General features: G+C 43.6%; 14 protein-coding genes. 6 read left to right on the forward strand and 8 right to left on the reverse strand.

Going from position 1 to position 17,006, the window contains the following annotated elements; all coding sequences use genetic code 11:
• Positions 1-37: 37 nt before the first annotated feature.
• The 3 genes from CLV93_RS02145 to CLV93_RS02155 all read left to right on the forward strand — a co-directional run bounded on the left by CLV93_RS02145 (position 38) and on the right by CLV93_RS02155 (position 1,900).
• Entirely contained in the window at positions 38-727 is a 690-nt protein-coding gene (locus CLV93_RS02145; RefSeq protein WP_106540520.1) for a Crp/Fnr family transcriptional regulator, read from the forward strand.
• 84 nt (positions 728-811) lie between these two features.
• The gene (locus CLV93_RS02150; RefSeq protein ID WP_106540521.1) at positions 812-1,384 is read left to right on the forward strand and encodes a pentapeptide repeat-containing protein; all 573 of its coding nucleotides are present in this window, start codon (positions 812-814) and stop codon (positions 1,382-1,384) included.
• A 75-nt stretch (positions 1,385-1,459) separates the two neighbouring features.
• Positions 1,460-1,900 (forward strand): peptidylprolyl isomerase, encoded by a 441-nt coding sequence (locus tag CLV93_RS02155; RefSeq protein ID WP_106540522.1) that lies wholly within the window; start codon positions 1,460-1,462, stop codon positions 1,898-1,900.
• Positions 1,901-1,951: 51 nt separating this feature from the next.
• Here the strand turns inward: CLV93_RS02155 and CLV93_RS02160 are convergent, their stop codons facing one another.
• The 3 genes from CLV93_RS02160 to CLV93_RS02170 all read right to left on the reverse strand — a co-directional run bounded on the left by CLV93_RS02160 (position 1,952) and on the right by CLV93_RS02170 (position 6,374).
• Positions 1,952-3,148: a DUF5009 domain-containing protein gene (locus CLV93_RS02160; RefSeq protein ID WP_106540523.1), complete on the reverse strand. Its 1,197-nt coding sequence runs from the start codon at positions 3,146-3,148 to the stop codon at positions 1,952-1,954.
• Between the two features lie 41 nt (positions 3,149-3,189).
• Complete coding sequence (locus CLV93_RS02165) at positions 3,190-4,281, reverse strand: family 20 glycosylhydrolase (protein ID WP_106540524.1); 1,092 nt, start codon at positions 4,279-4,281, stop codon at positions 3,190-3,192.
• A gap of 287 nt (positions 4,282-4,568) precedes the next feature.
• Positions 4,569-6,374 (reverse strand): glycoside hydrolase family 15 protein, encoded by a 1,806-nt coding sequence (locus tag CLV93_RS02170; RefSeq protein WP_106540525.1) that lies wholly within the window; start codon positions 6,372-6,374, stop codon positions 4,569-4,571.
• 86 nt (positions 6,375-6,460) lie between these two features.
• On the opposite strand from CLV93_RS02170, the gene CLV93_RS02175 reads away from it, so the two are divergent.
• Positions 6,461-8,677: a bifunctional alpha,alpha-trehalose-phosphate synthase (UDP-forming)/trehalose-phosphatase gene (locus CLV93_RS02175; RefSeq protein ID WP_106540526.1), complete on the forward strand. Its 2,217-nt coding sequence runs from the start codon at positions 6,461-6,463 to the stop codon at positions 8,675-8,677.
• Between the two features lie 48 nt (positions 8,678-8,725).
• On the opposite strand, the gene CLV93_RS02180 is transcribed toward CLV93_RS02175, so the two are convergent.
• Positions 8,726-9,475: an SDR family oxidoreductase gene (locus CLV93_RS02180; RefSeq protein WP_106540807.1), complete on the reverse strand. Its 750-nt coding sequence runs from the start codon at positions 9,473-9,475 to the stop codon at positions 8,726-8,728.
• A gap of 137 nt (positions 9,476-9,612) precedes the next feature.
• On the reverse strand, positions 9,613-11,277 hold the full coding sequence (locus CLV93_RS02185; protein ID WP_106540808.1) for an AMP-binding protein: 1,665 nt from the start codon (positions 11,275-11,277) through the stop codon (positions 9,613-9,615).
• A 288-nt stretch (positions 11,278-11,565) separates the two neighbouring features.
• Between CLV93_RS02185 and CLV93_RS02190 the strand changes: the two genes are divergently transcribed.
• Entirely contained in the window at positions 11,566-12,213 is a 648-nt protein-coding gene (locus CLV93_RS02190) for an HD domain-containing protein (protein WP_106540527.1), read from the forward strand.
• Between the two features lie 287 nt (positions 12,214-12,500).
• Positions 12,501-13,496 (forward strand): sugar ABC transporter substrate-binding protein, encoded by a 996-nt coding sequence (locus tag CLV93_RS02195; protein ID WP_106540528.1) that lies wholly within the window; start codon positions 12,501-12,503, stop codon positions 13,494-13,496.
• 82 nt (positions 13,497-13,578) lie between these two features.
• On the opposite strand, the gene CLV93_RS02200 is transcribed toward CLV93_RS02195, so the two are convergent.
• The 3 genes from CLV93_RS02200 to CLV93_RS02210 form a co-directional block, all read right to left on the reverse strand.
• Positions 13,579-14,151: a DUF3109 family protein gene (locus CLV93_RS02200; RefSeq protein WP_106540529.1), complete on the reverse strand. Its 573-nt coding sequence runs from the start codon at positions 14,149-14,151 to the stop codon at positions 13,579-13,581.
• Positions 14,152-14,277: 126 nt separating this feature from the next.
• On the reverse strand, positions 14,278-15,813 hold the full coding sequence (gene gpmI, locus CLV93_RS02205) for a 2,3-bisphosphoglycerate-independent phosphoglycerate mutase (protein WP_106540530.1): 1,536 nt from the start codon (positions 15,811-15,813) through the stop codon (positions 14,278-14,280).
• 357 nt (positions 15,814-16,170) lie between these two features.
• Positions 16,171-16,506, reverse strand: coding sequence for a GIY-YIG nuclease family protein (locus CLV93_RS02210; protein ID WP_211297721.1), 336 nt, complete (start codon positions 16,504-16,506; stop codon positions 16,171-16,173).
• Positions 16,507-17,006: the final 500 nt, after the last annotated feature.

Genomic DNA, 17,006 nt, shown 5'->3' on the forward strand with positions numbered 1-17,006 from the left:
AATACCTTACAGTCCTAAATAATCAGGGAAAATAAATATGAGCACCTTTGAATGCACCTGTGAACGATGTCATCTCAAAACGCTGTTTTTCAGACACATTACAAAGAATGAGATTCGTTCAATCTGCACTCAGAAAGTTGAACACAACTACGAAAAAGGCGATGTGATCCTCCGTGAAGGGGATCCCATCAAGAATTTTCTTTATCTCAAAGAGGGATTGGTCAAGCTTTCAAGAACAACTGGCGACGACAAAGAGCAGATTATCAGTTTTGCCAAACCATTTGATTTTGTCAGCCTGCTGAGTGTTTTCTCATCGGAAAGTTACCATTATACGGTTACTGCCATCGAAGATTCGACAACCTGCGAACTCGATCTCGAACAAGTGAAAGAAATTGCCCGTGAAAACGGTGTTTTCACCCTCGATTTGATGACGCGCGTCAGCGAAGCGACCGATCGAATCATCCTGGACAATTTGGAAATAAAACAAAAACACCTTCACGGCAGGGTTGCCTACGTTCTTTTGTTTTTCGCCAACAAGGTTTATGAACGAGACGACTTCGAATTACCCATTTCCAGAAAGGAGATTGCTGAATACATCGGCATGACCACCGAAAATGTCATCCGCACGCTTTCTGAATTTAAAAAAGATAAAATCATTCGGATCTTCGGGAAAGAGATTGACATCGTCGACAAAGAACGGCTGGAAAGTATTTCGCTCCACGGGTAAAAACCAATCATTCTTTTTTTCATTCGGAAACAACTCCCAACACCGGATTTGTTGTACCTTCATGTGATTTTAAATCGTGAAGAGATGAAAGAAGCGGAGCATGACAATCAAGTGTTCGACGGCATCGATTATAGCCGGCAAACCATCGGTGGAGAAGAGTATTACGATTGTACATTCAGGAACTGTAATCTTTCGGAAGCCAATCTTTCGAACAGCGATTTCAACGACTGCTTTTTTGAAAATTGCAATCTCAGCCTGGTCAAATTAACCAATACCGGCCTGAAGACGGTTTCATTCAGAAATTGTAAGCTAATTGGCATCGATTTTAATTCTTGCAATTCTTTCCTGCTCAGCGTAAAATTCTCGAAATGCCAGCTCGATTACGCCGGATTTTATCAAATGAAACTCAAGGAAACCTCATTTGAGGAATGTTCACTGGTTGAAGCCAATTTCTCGGAAAGTGACTTATCCAACGCCTCCTTCCGGGAATCTGATTTGACGAATGCTGTATTTGACTTCACTGATTTAACCAACGCTGATTTCCGGAGCGCGCACCATTACTCCATCGATCCGGAACGAAATAAACTGAATCAGGCAAGGTTCTCGCATTTTGGACTTGCCGGGTTGCTCGGGAAATACAACCTGCGCATCGAATAGCCAGGTGTACATTCTTTGCGATACGGTTAACTGAATAAAAAGATTGTATTTTTGTGATCAAAAATTAAAGATATTATGACAAAACGTGCTGAGATTCATACCGAGAAAGGGGTAATGAAAGTAAATTTTTACGAAGAGGATGCGCCAAACACCGTGGCTAATTTCATCAAGCTGTCGAAAGAAGGATTTTATGACGGACTGACTTTCCACCGTGTGATCCCGGATTTCGTTATTCAGGGTGGTTGCCCCATTGGCGATGGTACCGGAGGACCAGGCTACAAAATCAAATGTGAACTGAACGGGAACAACCAATACCACGATCGCGGTGTATTGTCGATGGCTCATGCCGGCCGCGACACCGGTGGTTCGCAATTCTTCATTTGTCACAACCGGCAAAATACACAACATCTCGATCGCCAACATACCTGTTTCGGTAAAGTGTACGAAGGTCTTGATGTTATCGATGATATTCGTCCTGGCGATGTCATTGAAAAAATTGTCATCATCGAAGACTAAACGATTTTCATATGAAAATGAAGCCCGGCTGAATTCAGCCGGGCTTTTTTATTACAGCTTCAGCTTTATTTTGTTCTTTTCCAACCATCCGGTTAACATCACAACCAAAAGTGCAAAAATCAACGATTTCAGGATGCCGACGAAACCAGTCCTCAGGGCAATTGGCAGCACTAGGCCCAAAATGCTTCGTATCGGATAAATAAAATAAGGTAACAGGTACGCCGTTAAAGTGGCTGTTCCAGCCGGTCGGATTATATTGGCCCAGTTGGTTTTTCCTTTTTTATCGGCAACGAAATACAGCAATCCGAACAGCGCAAACCCCATTCCCGAGCAGATACCGACCCATGCCGGTGTCGCCTGAATTTTTGAAATACCCCATTCAGGCTTTAAGCTGAAACCATATACAAAAGCCACAACACCGAGTATCGTCATCCACATGTAGAATAACTTTTCTTTTCCCGATGACATCAACTTCCGCAAAACAACGGCGGCAACCAATCCTCCTGCCGTTAGGGCCGGATTAGAACCCGTTACAAACGGACCGGCAACACTCCTGAGAAACGCCCATCCGGAAGTCCACCCGGCAAGATCGGCGATATTCAGTAAGTTGAAAAACATCCAACCGGCAATAACGAACCAAAGATTTCCGCGGGAAGCGACATAAAGCAATGCGTTCAACAGGTAAGCCCAACCAATCAGACCTAAAATTCCCCACCAATGAACCTGCATCCATGACTCACCGTTTTCACCTCCGTGATAAATGGCCGCCAGAAAAATGAAAATAGCAACACCTATTCCCTGCATTACATACACGGTTCGTTTCGATAAACCGGTTCGCTTCCAGTTAAGCCAAATCAACATAATGCCAGCTCCCATTAACAGTTCCCAACCAAAACGGCCGACAATTACACGGTTACCAGCTATTTCTTCGAGATTCATCATATAGAATCCCATCAAAATGAGGGACACTGAACGAATGAATATGTGCCAGACAATTTTCCCGGTCGAATCTCCTTTCTTCCGGCGATTCGCTACCGCGAACGGAATACTCAGTCCAACGATAAAAAGAAAAAGTGGAAATATGATATCCGAGAATCCGAGATAATCTTCGGTAGCAGAGGCATGTTCCAACCATTTGGGAACACCTTTCAAAGACCACAAATCGTTTACAAAAATCATGAAATACATGGTCAGGGCACGCAGAATATCAATAGCAGCCACCCGACCTAAGGAAGTTGGTTTTGTCATGGTATCGTTCGATTGTTAGAATAAAGAATGGTTGTTTTACATTATTTCCCGGTCCATGCTTTGGACAAAGCTTTAAAGCACCCGATGTCACTTAAGCCATTTTCCGGCTGTTCATTTTCTTTCCAACGACGAAGAAAACTTTCGGCCGGAGTCCAAACGGTATGCATTACCCCCAAAAAATTCTGATTCATTGGCGACGGCGACTGCTGACGGAAATTCTTCATATCGTCCAGTTGCTGCAGAGCGACATCCGCCTTTCTCCACGGACAACTGACAACCCGCAATCCCTTTTGTGCAAAATAAGGTGCAGTGGGAACTGCTTTCACATAATGCCAATCGCAAATAACCACATCTTTCGGAATCATATCGACTGCAGGCCAGGTATTATTAAAACTGCCTTCCCACATACCAATTCCACTGGTTTTACCATCGATTAGCCGATCGCCCCAAATCCACAATTCCGTTCCGCTTTTCGCCAGATGGTCATCAATGCGTTTCACCTCGTCGGCAAATAATTTAGCTTTCGATTTCCCTGCACAGCGGGGACAATCCGGGTCGCCAATGTAGAACACTTCATCCATACCTGCATGAAATGCTTTGGCATGAAAAGCGGCGACAATTTCATCCACAACATCAAAAACCACCTTATGAACTCCCGGGTGCAACGGGCAATAACTTTTACAATACAGGCTATCGCTATTCGGCCACTTGTATTCTTCCGGCATTTTTACTTCCGGTGTTTCATCGAACTGTGGATACACTTTCAGCAAATTTCCCAAATCGGATGCCCAGGACTGATGCCCCAGTAAATTAACCTGTGGAATAATAGCTATCTCATGATTGTGACAAGCCTCAACTATTCGATCTACATCATTCTGCGAAAGCGCATCTTCATCCCGCAATTCAGGGTGACTCTTATACTGATAATTATAATCGACGCGCAGAACCAACGTATTGACACCTGCCGGGCCTAATACATCGTTAATAAATTCCAAAAATGTATCCAGATCGGCCGGCTTGGGTGCTGCGATGCAGAAGCCACGTACAGGTGGTTCAGGATTCAATTTCTCCTGTTGTGCAAAAACCGGAGAGAGCAGAAAAACAAGCAGAAGTAACGCGGTAATCCTTTTCATGTCAGTTAGTTTTATCGATTTATGCTAAATTTATACGATAAACACCCAACCGCAAAAACTCTTTAAAAGTTTACCGTTGTCCTACATGCTATTCTTCTCCGAAATAATAAAATATATTGTATAACAGCTGACAAAACAAACCGACATCGGAATAATCCGGCTATATTGCACCCGATCCTTTTACTATAGTAACCACGAAACCGTATACAAAGGTTTTCAACCAGAAACCGGGTTCTTCCCCTGCAATAGGGCCAGAACCCGGTTTCTTTTTTTACATAAACTAAAGTTTATTTTATGGCTTCCCTAATGACTTCCTCGAGACTCAATTCACCTTCAGAAATGGTTATAGCCGATTCAATCATCGCCAGGTGAGAGTACGCCTGCGGGAAGTTCCCCAACATGCGCTTGGTTTTAAAATCCAAATCTTCGCTGAATAACCCCAAATGATTCGAATAGGATAACAAACGGTTAAACCGCTCGCGCGCCTCTTCTTTATATCCGATTTTGTACAAGCTGTTTATCAACCAGAATGAACAAATCGTAAATGCCGATTGAGGCTCTCCAAAATCATCTTCATTTTTATACCGGTACATCAGTCCGTCGTGTTCCAATTCGCGTTGTACAGCCAACACGGTGCTCTTAAAGCGCGGATCGGATGCCTGGATAAAACCATAAGATTCCATCAACAAAACAGATGCGTCCAAATCATCGCTCCCATAAGCCTGGGTAAAGGATTGTTTTTCTTCCGACCAGGCATTTTTCAATATGCTATCGCGAATACGGTCCCTCAACTTTTCCCACTGGGTGAACACTTCTTCCTGCTTCAACAAATTTCCAATCTTCACCGCCCGATCGATGGCCACCCAACAAAGCACTTTACTAAATGTGAAATGCCGGCTCTCATTCCTAAACTCCCAAATTCCCTTATCGGGCTTTTGCCAGTTTCGCTCTACCATCTTCACAATATTCCGGACCAACGTCCACAACTCCTCGCTATACTCCAGGCTGGCCGGGAAGAGTTTAAACTGCTGGTAAACAACATCGACCAAAATACCGTAAATATCGTTCTGCTTCTGCTTATAAGCTGCATTTCCAATCCGAACCGGGCAGGAGCCTTCATAGCCTTTCAAGTGCTTCAACACCTTTTCTGAAAGCTTTTTCTCGCCACTGATGCCATACATGATTTGAATACGCTCATCTTTCTCCGGCAGCAGGCTGATGATAAAATCGAGGTACCGCTGGGTTAAACTTAGATGACCGAGTCCCGTCATGATACGAACCACCATCGATGCATCGCGAATCCAACAGAAACGGTAGTCCCAGTTTCGTTCTTCACCAATGGTTTCCGGTAGCGAAGTAGTAAGGGCTGCCAGCACAGCTCCTGTTTTTTCGTAACTCAGCAATTTCAGCGTAAGCGCGCTCCGGTTAATTTCGTCATTGTATTCCTTGAACCGCGTCGTTCGCTCCGACCAGTTTAACCAGTACACCTGTGTCCGCATCAACTTCAGGTAGGCTCGTTTCACATCCTGTCTTAACAGTTTCTGGTTATAACTCACCAGGATAAACTGATCTTCCGGAAGATGAAGGATTTCACCCGCTACTAATTTCTGCTTATCGAAACTGGTATACAGGTAGAGCGAGTCATAGGGACCTTTGGTGGTGTTAGATTTTATGTAATGGTCGCTTACTACCGTCTTGGTTTCAAACTCGGCATATTCGAGTCTCGGATCGTACACAATCCGAAAAGAAGGATTACCAGTAATATGTTTGAAGTAACGGATAATATCGGGCGGAGAATAGTATTTCTCCTTTTGATTCTCATACCGGGGCATGAAATCATGCACCTCGAAAATACCGTCTTCACACTCGAACCGGGTACAAAGTATATTGGTTCTGGGAAGATAGAACTGTTTCGATTCGTTTAGCTTTTCAGGCAGGATGGCCATGTGCCCTCCCTTTTCATCATCCAGTAACCGTCCAAAGACTGACGAGGAATCAAATTTGGGCAGACATAACCAATCGATTGAGCCATCTTTGGATATCAATGCCGCACTTTTACAATTCCCTACAATTCCATAATTCAAATTATCCATTCTGCCGTTTTTGTTTCTGCCAAATTTGTTTAATCGCCAAAAAAGGGCTATTATCAGTAAAAATCCAAAAAAAATAAACTAATTATATGAGCAAAATTCATATTGTTTCAAACCGGCTACCGTACAGCATCAAAGATACGGAAAACGGTTTTTCTCTGAAACCGAGCGTTGGAGGACTGGCCACCGGGATGAAATCAATTTACAAAGACTATCATGGCTCATGGATTGGTTGGCCCGGAGTGGCCAAAGAAGACCACTCAACAAAAGAACTCGACCAAATTGATGCTCTACTGGAAAAAGAAAATTGCATTCCGGTACATTTGAGTCACGAAGAGATCAATCTTTATTACGAAGGCTTTAGCAACCGAACCATTTGGCCCCTCTTTCACTATTTCACCCAGTTCGCTGATTTCAACGCTGAAACCTGGGAAGTATACAAAGCCGTTAACCAAAAAATGGCCGATGCGACCATTTCCATCCTGGAAGACGGCGACTCAGTCTGGGTACACGATTATCAGTTACTTCTCGTACCCGAAATGATTAAGTCGAAGATGCCTAATGTTACAATAGGCTTTTTCCTTCACATCCCTTTCCCTTCATTCGAGGTTTTCAGGACGTTGCCGTGGCGTAAAGAACTTATAAAAGGTATGTTGGGAGCCGATTTGGTCGGTTTCCATGTATACGATTACGAACGACACTTTTTCAGTACGGTTCGCCGGCTGTTCGGTTACGAAATATCGTTCAATCAAATTCACGTTGAAGACCGTATTATCCTGGCCGACGCTTTCCCGATGGGAATCGATTACGACAAGTTCCACGATGCGGCATTGGCCACTCATCAAAAGCCATTGCAAGAAAAGTCAAGGTTACACCAGGAGCTGGAGAAGTATTTCCTCACCTCACCCGATCGTCGCCTGATACTCTCCATCGATCGTCTCGATTACACGAAGGGAATACCGAACCGCTTGAAAGCTTTTGCGCGCTTCCTGGAAAAGTACCCCGAATTTCGATACAAAGTAACGCTGGTTATGCTCGCCGTTCCTTCCCGCGGACAAGTTGACCATTACCAGCAATTGAAAAAAGAAGTGGACGAGTTGGTAGGTAGCATCAACGGGCTTTACGGTAGCATTAACTACACGCCTGTCTGGTATTTCTATCGCTCGTTACCTTTCGAGAACCTTATCGAGTTATACAGTTCCTGTGATGTGGCGTTGATTACGCCAGTTCGCGACGGAATGAACCTGGTAGCTAAAGAATATGTCGCCTCCCGGACCAATAAAAGTGGAGTCATCATTCTCAGCGAGATGGCTGGTGTTGCTAAAGAGATGGGCGAAGCCATCATTATTAACCCAAATGACGAGAACGATACAGCCGAGAGCATTTACCAGGCGCTAACGATGCCGTTGGACGAGCAACGCGAACGCATGAGTTATCTGCAGGATCGTATCAAACGCTATGATATTTTTAAGTGGGCAAATGAGTTCGTGAAATCGCTGAACACTGCCCGTGATATTCAATCTGACTTCCTGGCAAAGCGTATCAATTCCAAAATCCAGAAACAACTTGTTGCTGATTACAGGAAAAGTAAGAAAAGAGCCATTTTCCTCGATTATGACGGAACATTAACTAATTTCCGGAAAAATCCACAGGATGCTTCACCTGATGAAGAACTTCACAACCTGCTCAAACAGCTTGAACAAGACGAGCATAACGATGTCACGCTGATCAGTGGCCGTGACCGGGCAACGTTGGAAAAATGGATGGAAGGACACAAAGTCAATCTCATCTGCGAACACGGTGTTTGGGTCAAGAATCTCGGTGGCACCTGGAAAACGCTGACCAACATCAGTAACTCATGGATTGATATGGTCCGACCGATTCTGGAAAACTTTGTCGACAGAACACCCGGTTCATTCATCGAGGATAAAAACTATTCTATTGTCTGGCATTACCGCAAAGCGGAACCCGAACAAGGTGAGTTGCGTGCCAACGAACTGAAAGACGAGTTAACCAACCTGGTCTCGAATCACAACCTGGAGATCATGGAAGGAAATAAAGTGATTGAAGTGAAGAACGGAGGTATCAATAAGGGTGTCGCAGCTCTCAATTTCCTCCATGGGAAGGATTATGATTACGTGTTGGCAATGGGAGACGACTGGACGGATGAATACATGTTCCGAGAACTTCCGCGTGAAGCGATCACCATCAAGGTTGGTTTAAAACACACGAGTGCCGCCTACAACCTCGAATCGGTGGCTGCAGTCAGGGAATTCCTGGGAAACCTGGTCAACGCATCGAAATAAGAAGACAAATAAAAATGCAGAAACGGGGAGCCAGACGCTTCCCGTTTTTTATAGGTAAATCATTTTCCGGGTCATCCCTCCGTCGACCACAAAATTCTGACCTGTGATGAAACTGTTTTCAGACTGAGCAAGAAAAAAAGCCATGGCAGCGATATCCTCTACCTTCCCAACTCGGCCAGCCGGATGCTGCCAATGATCTTCCTTCGTCAGTTTTTCCTCACTGGCAACTGATTTCTTTTTCAATGCTGAAACATCGATCCAGCCCGGCGAGATACTGTTTACCCTGACTTCAGGGCCTAAGCTCATCGCCAGCGAGTGCGTTAAAGCATATACGCCGCCCTTCGACGCCGAATAAGCTTCCGTATCCGGCTCTGACTGAAATGCCCGCGTTGAGCACAGATTAATAATAACACCTCTGTTCTTCTTCAGCTCCCCGGCACAATATTTTGAGCAAAGAAAGGGACCATTCAGGTTAACGTCAATAACGTGCTGCCACTCTTCCAGCGAAAGCTCCGTGACTGGTTTGTTTTTCGCTACCGCTGCATTATTGACCAACACATCAATCCGCCCGAATAGCGAGACCGTTTTCTGAACAGCCGACCGGACCGCTGCTTCATGAGCGACATTACACAACAAATACGCAAAATCATCTGAGTTTTGTTGCTCCTTCATTTCGCGTCCGGCTTCATCATCTACTTCCCAAATGACAACTTTCCAGCCCTCCTTCAGAAATTTCTCCGCTATTCCGCGTCCAATTCCCTGGGCGCCACCGGTAACTACAACAACCTTTTGCTTCATGTCATCTACGTTCGTTTTTTTCAAAATAGAAAAAATATCCTCTTCCTGTAAAGAAAAAACAGTTGCAGATTTTATGAAAAAGAAAAGGGACACCTTTTTGCGAAGGCATCCCCTTTTATCTTGTTCACTTTTCCTTATCAGGAATAAAGGAAGCGTTTAATTTTTTGCGTTGGTGTACGCTCAAAAGGTGTCGGTTGAACCAGTACCAACTGAACCTGGGCAAACTTGCTCACCCGGGAATTTACGTAGGACTGCAATTCTTTCAACGTCTCATCGACTTTTTCGTTGATAAACTGTTCCGCCTGGTCCCGCATCATATGATACTTCTCTTCCAGTTCTTCTACATTTAAATGCACCAAAGCTACCAGTTTGCCTTTTCGCTGTACTACCAGCGATTCTACCACATGGCGGAAGTTGTTAATCACCGACTCTATTTCTTCCGGATAGATATTCTCGCCCGAAGCACCCAGAATCATGTTCTTAATCCGCCCTTTCATGTGCAGATAGCCCTCCTTGTCAAAGACTCCCAAATCGCCGGTACGGAACCAACCATCTTCGGTTAATACTTCCTTCGTCAACTCGGGTTCCTTAAAATATCCTTTCATTACATTGGGCCCTTTGGCCAAAATCTCGCCTTCCCCGGTTCTGGGATCGATATTATCGAGCTTTATTTGTACACCTTCCAACGCCGGACCCACTCCCTGCAGTTTGGTCCACCCGGGACCTGCACCGGCCAGCAATGGCGCAGTTTCGGTCAATCCATAACCAATTGCATAAGGGAATTTTGCTTCGCGCAGAAAAATTTCTGCCTGGCGGTCAAGCTTGGCTCCGCCAATTCCAAAAAACTCCAGCTTCCCACCAAAAGTTTCATACAGCTTTTTACCTGCAATCTGATGTAACTGTTTGCGGATAAAAGGAACTTTATACAATGCCCGAATTATTCCGTTCTTCTGGAATTTCGGCAAGATTTGCTGCTTGTATATCTTTTCGATGATTAACGGAACTGATAGCATCAACGTTGGTTTTACCTCCTGCAACGCAGGCAGCAATACTCTTGCTGTCGGTGGCTTCTTCAGGTAATAAACCGAAGCACCATACATTATCGGAAGTAATAAGCCCAGCGTATTTTCAAACGTATGTGATAACGGAAGCAGCGAAAGGAAACGATCGGTTGAACGTACCTCCTGAATCGTATGACACTGGCGGGCATTCCAAACCAGGTTGCGGTGTGTCAGCATCACTCCTTTTGATTTTCCGGTAGTACCGGAAGTATAAATAATCGATGCCAGATCGTCCTCACCAACCTCCACTGATGTCTCACAAACGACTTCGTCTGACAAAGCCGACGGAATATTCGTTATCTCCTCCTTGGCTTGGTTTTCAGGAATAAGTGCAAATGTATCGACCAGAATCACATGATTCAGTTTAATCGATTCAAATTCCTGAACCTTATTGTACAGATTTTCAGACACAAAAAGTGTTTTTGCATCCGAATGCTTTAAAATATTCTCTATTTCCGCCGGTGAAAAATCAGGCAAAATGGGGACTGCAACCGCGCCAATCCATGATATGGCAAAAAATGTAATTCCCCAGTTGGGCATATTGTTGCTCAACAATCCTATTTTATCACCTTGTTCAATTCCTAAATCACGCAGCAATCCTGCTACTCTCTGTACTTCAGATTTCAATTGAGTATAGGTGCGGTAGTCTTCACCAATAAAAACAAGCGATTTCTCGTCTTTAAATTCAGCAAAACTACTCCGAAGCATTTCCGGAATAGTTAGTTTATCCAGTTTTCTCATTTTTTCTTCTCCAACCCCAAAAATAATATTTCTACATGCTCTGCAATTTCCGTTCCACGATTTTTCATCTTTAACATACCTGATTTCGTTAGACTTCAGGTGTAATTCATTCATTGAAAAGCAGTTCAAATCTATTTGAACGAATTATAAATTGCACAGGCACAAATATACGATATTTGTCTAAATATCAATAACTTCAGGATTTTTCAAACATTTAGGTCAAATGATCGGCAATAATATGTATTTTCCCTGTGAATACAATCCGAACTTTACTCAATAGTTGATATAATGAATCGCCACAATAAGGAAGAGATTGTTAAACAAACAGAAGTTTTCATTCAATCGCGCTTCTCGGGCGACAGCTCAGGACATGATTGGTGGCATATCCATCGGGTAAGGAATCTTGCTCTTGAACTGGCCAAAAGAGAACATGCCAACACTTTTGTCGTGGAAATGGCTGCATTGCTACACGATTTAGACGACTGGAAACTGAATCGCAACAGGAACCAGGTCGAAAAGTGGCTGAGCAACCTTCCTCTTTCCGGCGATGAGAACTCACAAATACTGGATATCACCCGGAATGTTTCGTTTAAAGGAGCCGGAGTACCAACGCCAATGACCAGTATTGAGGGCAAAGTTGTGCAAGATGCAGACAGGCTCGATGCCATTGGCGCTATCGGGATTGCGCGAACGTTTGCTTACGGCGGAAGCCGCGATCGATTGATTTACCACCCGGATGCAAAGCCCGAAATGCACCAAAGCTTTGAAAGCTATCAGCAAAACCAATCGCATACCATCAATCATTTCTATGAAAAATTGCTTTTGTTAAAAGATCGGATGCAAACACAAAGTGGTTATGAGATGGCTCTACGTCGTCATCAGGTGATGGAAGACTTTCTTGATGAGTTTTTCAAAGAATGGGACGGCGTAAAATAACAACCAGGGCATTGAGCAAATAACTCCAAACGATTCTGATTTTCGTTGCCCATTTTTTCGGTATTTTGAGTCAATTCTGATTGAACTCTGCTGTCTATAATTATTATGTTTTTAAATACTTACCGGTTTTCTCCCGTTTTCAATGTTTTTTTATTTCCTAATCCGTAAATTTATATTAAAAGAAAACCAGAACTGCCTAAGGACTAACAGGTCCTCTGCTTACTTCTAAAGAACATTTCGCGTTCTGTACCTGATTCTTGTTTGATAACTTTTTTAAATATCTAGTCATGAAAAGTACACTGCGGTTTTTCATTCTTTTCATTGGATTGATATTAGCTGGTTGCTCGAGCGATAAAGTTAAGGTTGGTTTGCTGATACACAGTCTGGACAAAGAACGTTGGGAGAATGATCAAAAATATTTTATTGAATCTGTAAACGAACTGGGGGGGAAAGTATTCGTTGCTATCGCAGATAACGACGAACAGAAACAAATACAACAGGCTCAGGACCTTCTAAAAAGAAAGATTCAAACCCTTGTTGTCATTCCTGTCAATCAGTATAGTGCCGCCAATATTGTCGATTTGGCTCACAACCGCTCAGTCCCGGTTATTTCGTATGACCGCCTTATCAACAACAGTCGTGTTGATTACTATGTCTCTACCGACAACATCAAAATCGGTGAAATGCAGGCCAATTACATGGTCAACCTCGTTCCGGAGGGAAATTATGCCTTGATTGGAGGTTCGGAAAATGACAACAACAGCCGGATGCTGTACCTCGGTCAGATGAACATTTTGCAACCCTACATCGAACGGAATGAAATATACCTGGTATACCGAAAATTCACCAAATTCTGGTCGGAAGATGAAGGTTACCAAATGGCAAAAGAATGCCTGGATGAAAACAACAACCAGATAGATGCCATTGTTGCCGGTAATGACGCGATTGCATACGGGGTTCTGCGGGCATTAAAAGAGCAGGGACTGGAAAAGAAAATCGCTGTAGCCGGAATGGATGCCGATCTCCGAAACGTACGTGAGATTGTGAAAGGCAACCAGGTAATGACGGTTTATAAACCGATTAGAACAATGGCTTCTACTGCAGCCGAAATTGCGGTCAAACTCGCCAGAGGAGAAAAATTCGAAGGCTGTAATAACCGCGTTAGTAATGGCAAACGACTCGTACCGGCCGTTTTACTCGATGCTCTCCCGGTGACAAAAGACAACATTGAACAAACCGTTGTCGCTGACGGCTATTTAAAAGGAAAGGACATTTACCAATAAACCCCTGAAAAGAAGAGAGGCAATTCCCATGAGCACTGATAAATGGGGACTGCCTCTTTTTATGTCTTTATTTTCCGGAGAATTACTCGCGTGGCATATTTTCAGCTGCATATTGCAACTCTTCGTACCACTCTTTTCCGTATTTACGAATCAAAGGCTCTTTCAGAAACTTCCACAAAGGCAACTGTTCCTTTTGTCCACAGGCTTTTCCCGGCTTACAAATATCCAGTTCCTGATAATTCACCGCATCAAAGCGTTTGTATTCGGTTATCCGAATGGGGAAAAGATGACAGGATACCGGCTTTCGGAAATCGATTTTCCCATCAAGATAAGCCCGTTCAATTCCACACTTCACTACACCGGCTTCATCACGGTAGGTATAAACACATTCTTTATTACCGATAATGGGTGTTACCAAATCACCGTCGGAATCGATAATGGAAAAACCCTGTCGCTTTACCTGGGCCTTGTTTTCTTCCGAAAGGTAAGGCTCAACTTCGGGATATATCCGCTCGATAATCTTTGCCTCTTCTTCTGTTAATGGTGCGCCACTATCGCCTTCCACACAACAAGCTCCCTTGCATTTCGACAAATCGCAAAGAAAATGTTGATCCAACACATCAAAACTAATCAGTGCTTTTCCTATCTCAATCACCTGTTTATTATTTAGCTGTTAGTCACCTGCAGGGATTCAGTCCCAGAGATGAACGTCGGCAAAAATAAAAAAAGAACCGGGAAAGCAACACTCTCCCGGTTCGTTATTTATTCGTGTAAGAACAATTTATGCATTCTCTATCAGAACTTTTCCTGTCATTTCTTTCGGAACATTAATTCCCATGATAGTCAACAATGTGGGTGCCACATCCGCAAGGATACCGTTGTTCAGCTTCCTGTCCTTGCTGTCAGTTACCCAAATGCAGGGAACCGGATTGAGTGAGTGGGCCGTGTTTTCACTGCCGTCTTCATTTAATGCATTATCGGCATTACCATGATCAGCAATGATAACGACATCGTAATCATTCGCACGAGCGGCCTCAACCACTTCCTTCACACATGCATCCACAGCTTTTACCGCAGTTTCAATAGCTGAATAAACGCCGGTATGACCAACCATGTCGCCGTTTGCAAAGTTCAGACAAACGAAATCGGCTGATTTATCATTCAATTCTTTCACGATGGCATCTTTCACTTTCGGAGCCGACATTTCGGGTTGCATATCGTAAGTAGGTACTTTCGGCGATGGAATCAGGATGCGTTTCTCTCCGTCGAATTCTTGTTCGCGTCCGCCGGAAAAGAAGAAGGTTACGTGTGCATATTTTTCGGTTTCAGCTATGCGGATTTGCTTCAAACCTTCATTGGCAACCACCTCACCCATGGTGTTGGCCACATTATCTTTGTCGAACAAAACGTGAACGCCTTTGAAGCTGGCATTGTAATTGGTCATGGTATACCACTCAACCGGCATGGTATGCAAACCGGCTTCCGGATGTTCTTCCTGGGTAAATGCCATGGTCAGTTGACGCAAGCGGTCGGTGCGGTAGTTGAAACAAATCACTACATCACCTTCCTGAACTGTAGCTAGTGGAGCGCCATTTTCGTCGACCATTACGACTGGCTTAATGAACTCGTCTGTTACCCCTTCGTCATATGATTCCTGTATAGACTTTAGAATATCTTTGCTCTTCTTACCTTCGCCTTTTACCAACAGGTCGTATGCCAGTTTGATACGCTCCCAGTTTTTGTCGCGATCCATTCCGTAATAACGCCCAACCAGTGAAGCAAAACGGGCATTGGTTTTTTCCAGGCCTTTCAAATCGCTTTCCACAAATCCGTAACCGGAACGGGGATCTGTATCCCGACCGTCGGTCAGGCCATGAACAAATACCTTTTCCAATCCTTTCTCAGTAGCAATCTGAGCCAGGGCAATCATGTGATCGCTCAGGGCATGCACACCGCCGGGGCCAATCAGGCCAATGAGGTGAACCTGCTTGTCATTCGCTTTAGCATAATCATAAGCTTTGAGCAGTTCCGGATTACTCCACAGGGATTTATCCCTGATCGCCTTATTGATTTTCACCAAATCTTGGTAAACGACACGGCCGGCACCAATATTAAGGTGTCCGACTTCGGAGTTTCCCATTTGGCCGTCGGGCAGACCAACATTTTCGCCGGAGGTTAATAATTCGCTGTGAGGATAATTATTCCAAAGCTCATCGATAAATGGTGTGGGAGTACTGTAAATTACATCGCCTTTCGATTTGTCACCAATCCCCCATCCATCGAGGATCATGAGCATGGTCTTTTTAACGTTTGCCATCTTGAATTCTACTTGTTTAATTAACGACTTTAATCGTCGCAAAATTATGATTTTCAAGCGAGGAATAAAACCAGCATATTGGACCGAATGAACAAATTAAGGATTTATTAAACGTAATCTGAAAGCATAATAACGAGCAATTTAAATCGAATGATCTGGAAGAAAATTGGTTGATAAATTCATAAGACAAAAGAGTTTCCAATCTAACGCTTTCTTGCTATAAGCATTCTGGTAATAACCGCTACATAGAGAAGATTCATACAATCAACTTCGATAAAAACAAAAGAGGGAAAGATTCTCACCTTCCCCTCTTTGTGGTGCCACCTGGCTCCGAAGCATCGGAGGAACCAGGACACACTATTCAGAAAATCTTTTCAGCAAACTATTTACCAATTCAGAGTCCTCTTTCAGCTTATTAATAAACTTTCTGCTTTTCATTTGCTTGATAAAACGCTCCAACTTCAAGGCCTGTATTCTGTTTTCACACCGTATCGATAAGTACAACGACCAGTCGTTGGCATATTTCGTACTTGAACCTTCATAAAATCCTGTATTATGCCGACTGATTCGTCCAGCAACATCTACTGTTTCACCAACATAAAAACGGTCAAAGGATTCTGAGTAAATGATATATACATAGTGAAGGCCCATACCATCAACTTCGATAAAAACAAAAGAGGGAAAGATTCTCATCTTCCCCTCTTTGTGGTGCCACCTGGCTCCGAAGCATCGGAGGAACCAGGACACACTATTCAGAAAATCTTTTCAGCAAACTGTTTACTAATTCAGAGTCCTCTTTCAGCTTATTAATAAACTTTCTACTTTTCATTTGTTTGATAAAACGCTCCAACTTCAAGGCCTGTATTCTGTTTTCACACCGTACCGATAAGTACAACGACCAGTCGTTGGCATATTTCGTACTTGAACCTTCATAAAATCCTGTATTATGCTGCCTGATTCATCCAGCAACATCTACTGTTTCACCAACATAAAAACGGTCAAAGGATTCTGAGTAAATGATATATACATAGTGAAGGCCCATACCATCAACTTCGATAAAAACAAAAGAGGGAAAGATTCTCACCTTCCCCTCTTTGTGGTGCCACCTGGCTCCGAAGCATCGGAGGAACCAAGACACACTATTCAGAAAATCTTTTCAGCAAACTGTTTACTAATTCAGAGTCCTCTTTCAG

This window comes from Prolixibacter denitrificans, assembly GCF_003014495.1.
Classification (GTDB): domain Bacteria; phylum Bacteroidota; class Bacteroidia; order Bacteroidales; family Prolixibacteraceae; genus Prolixibacter; species Prolixibacter denitrificans.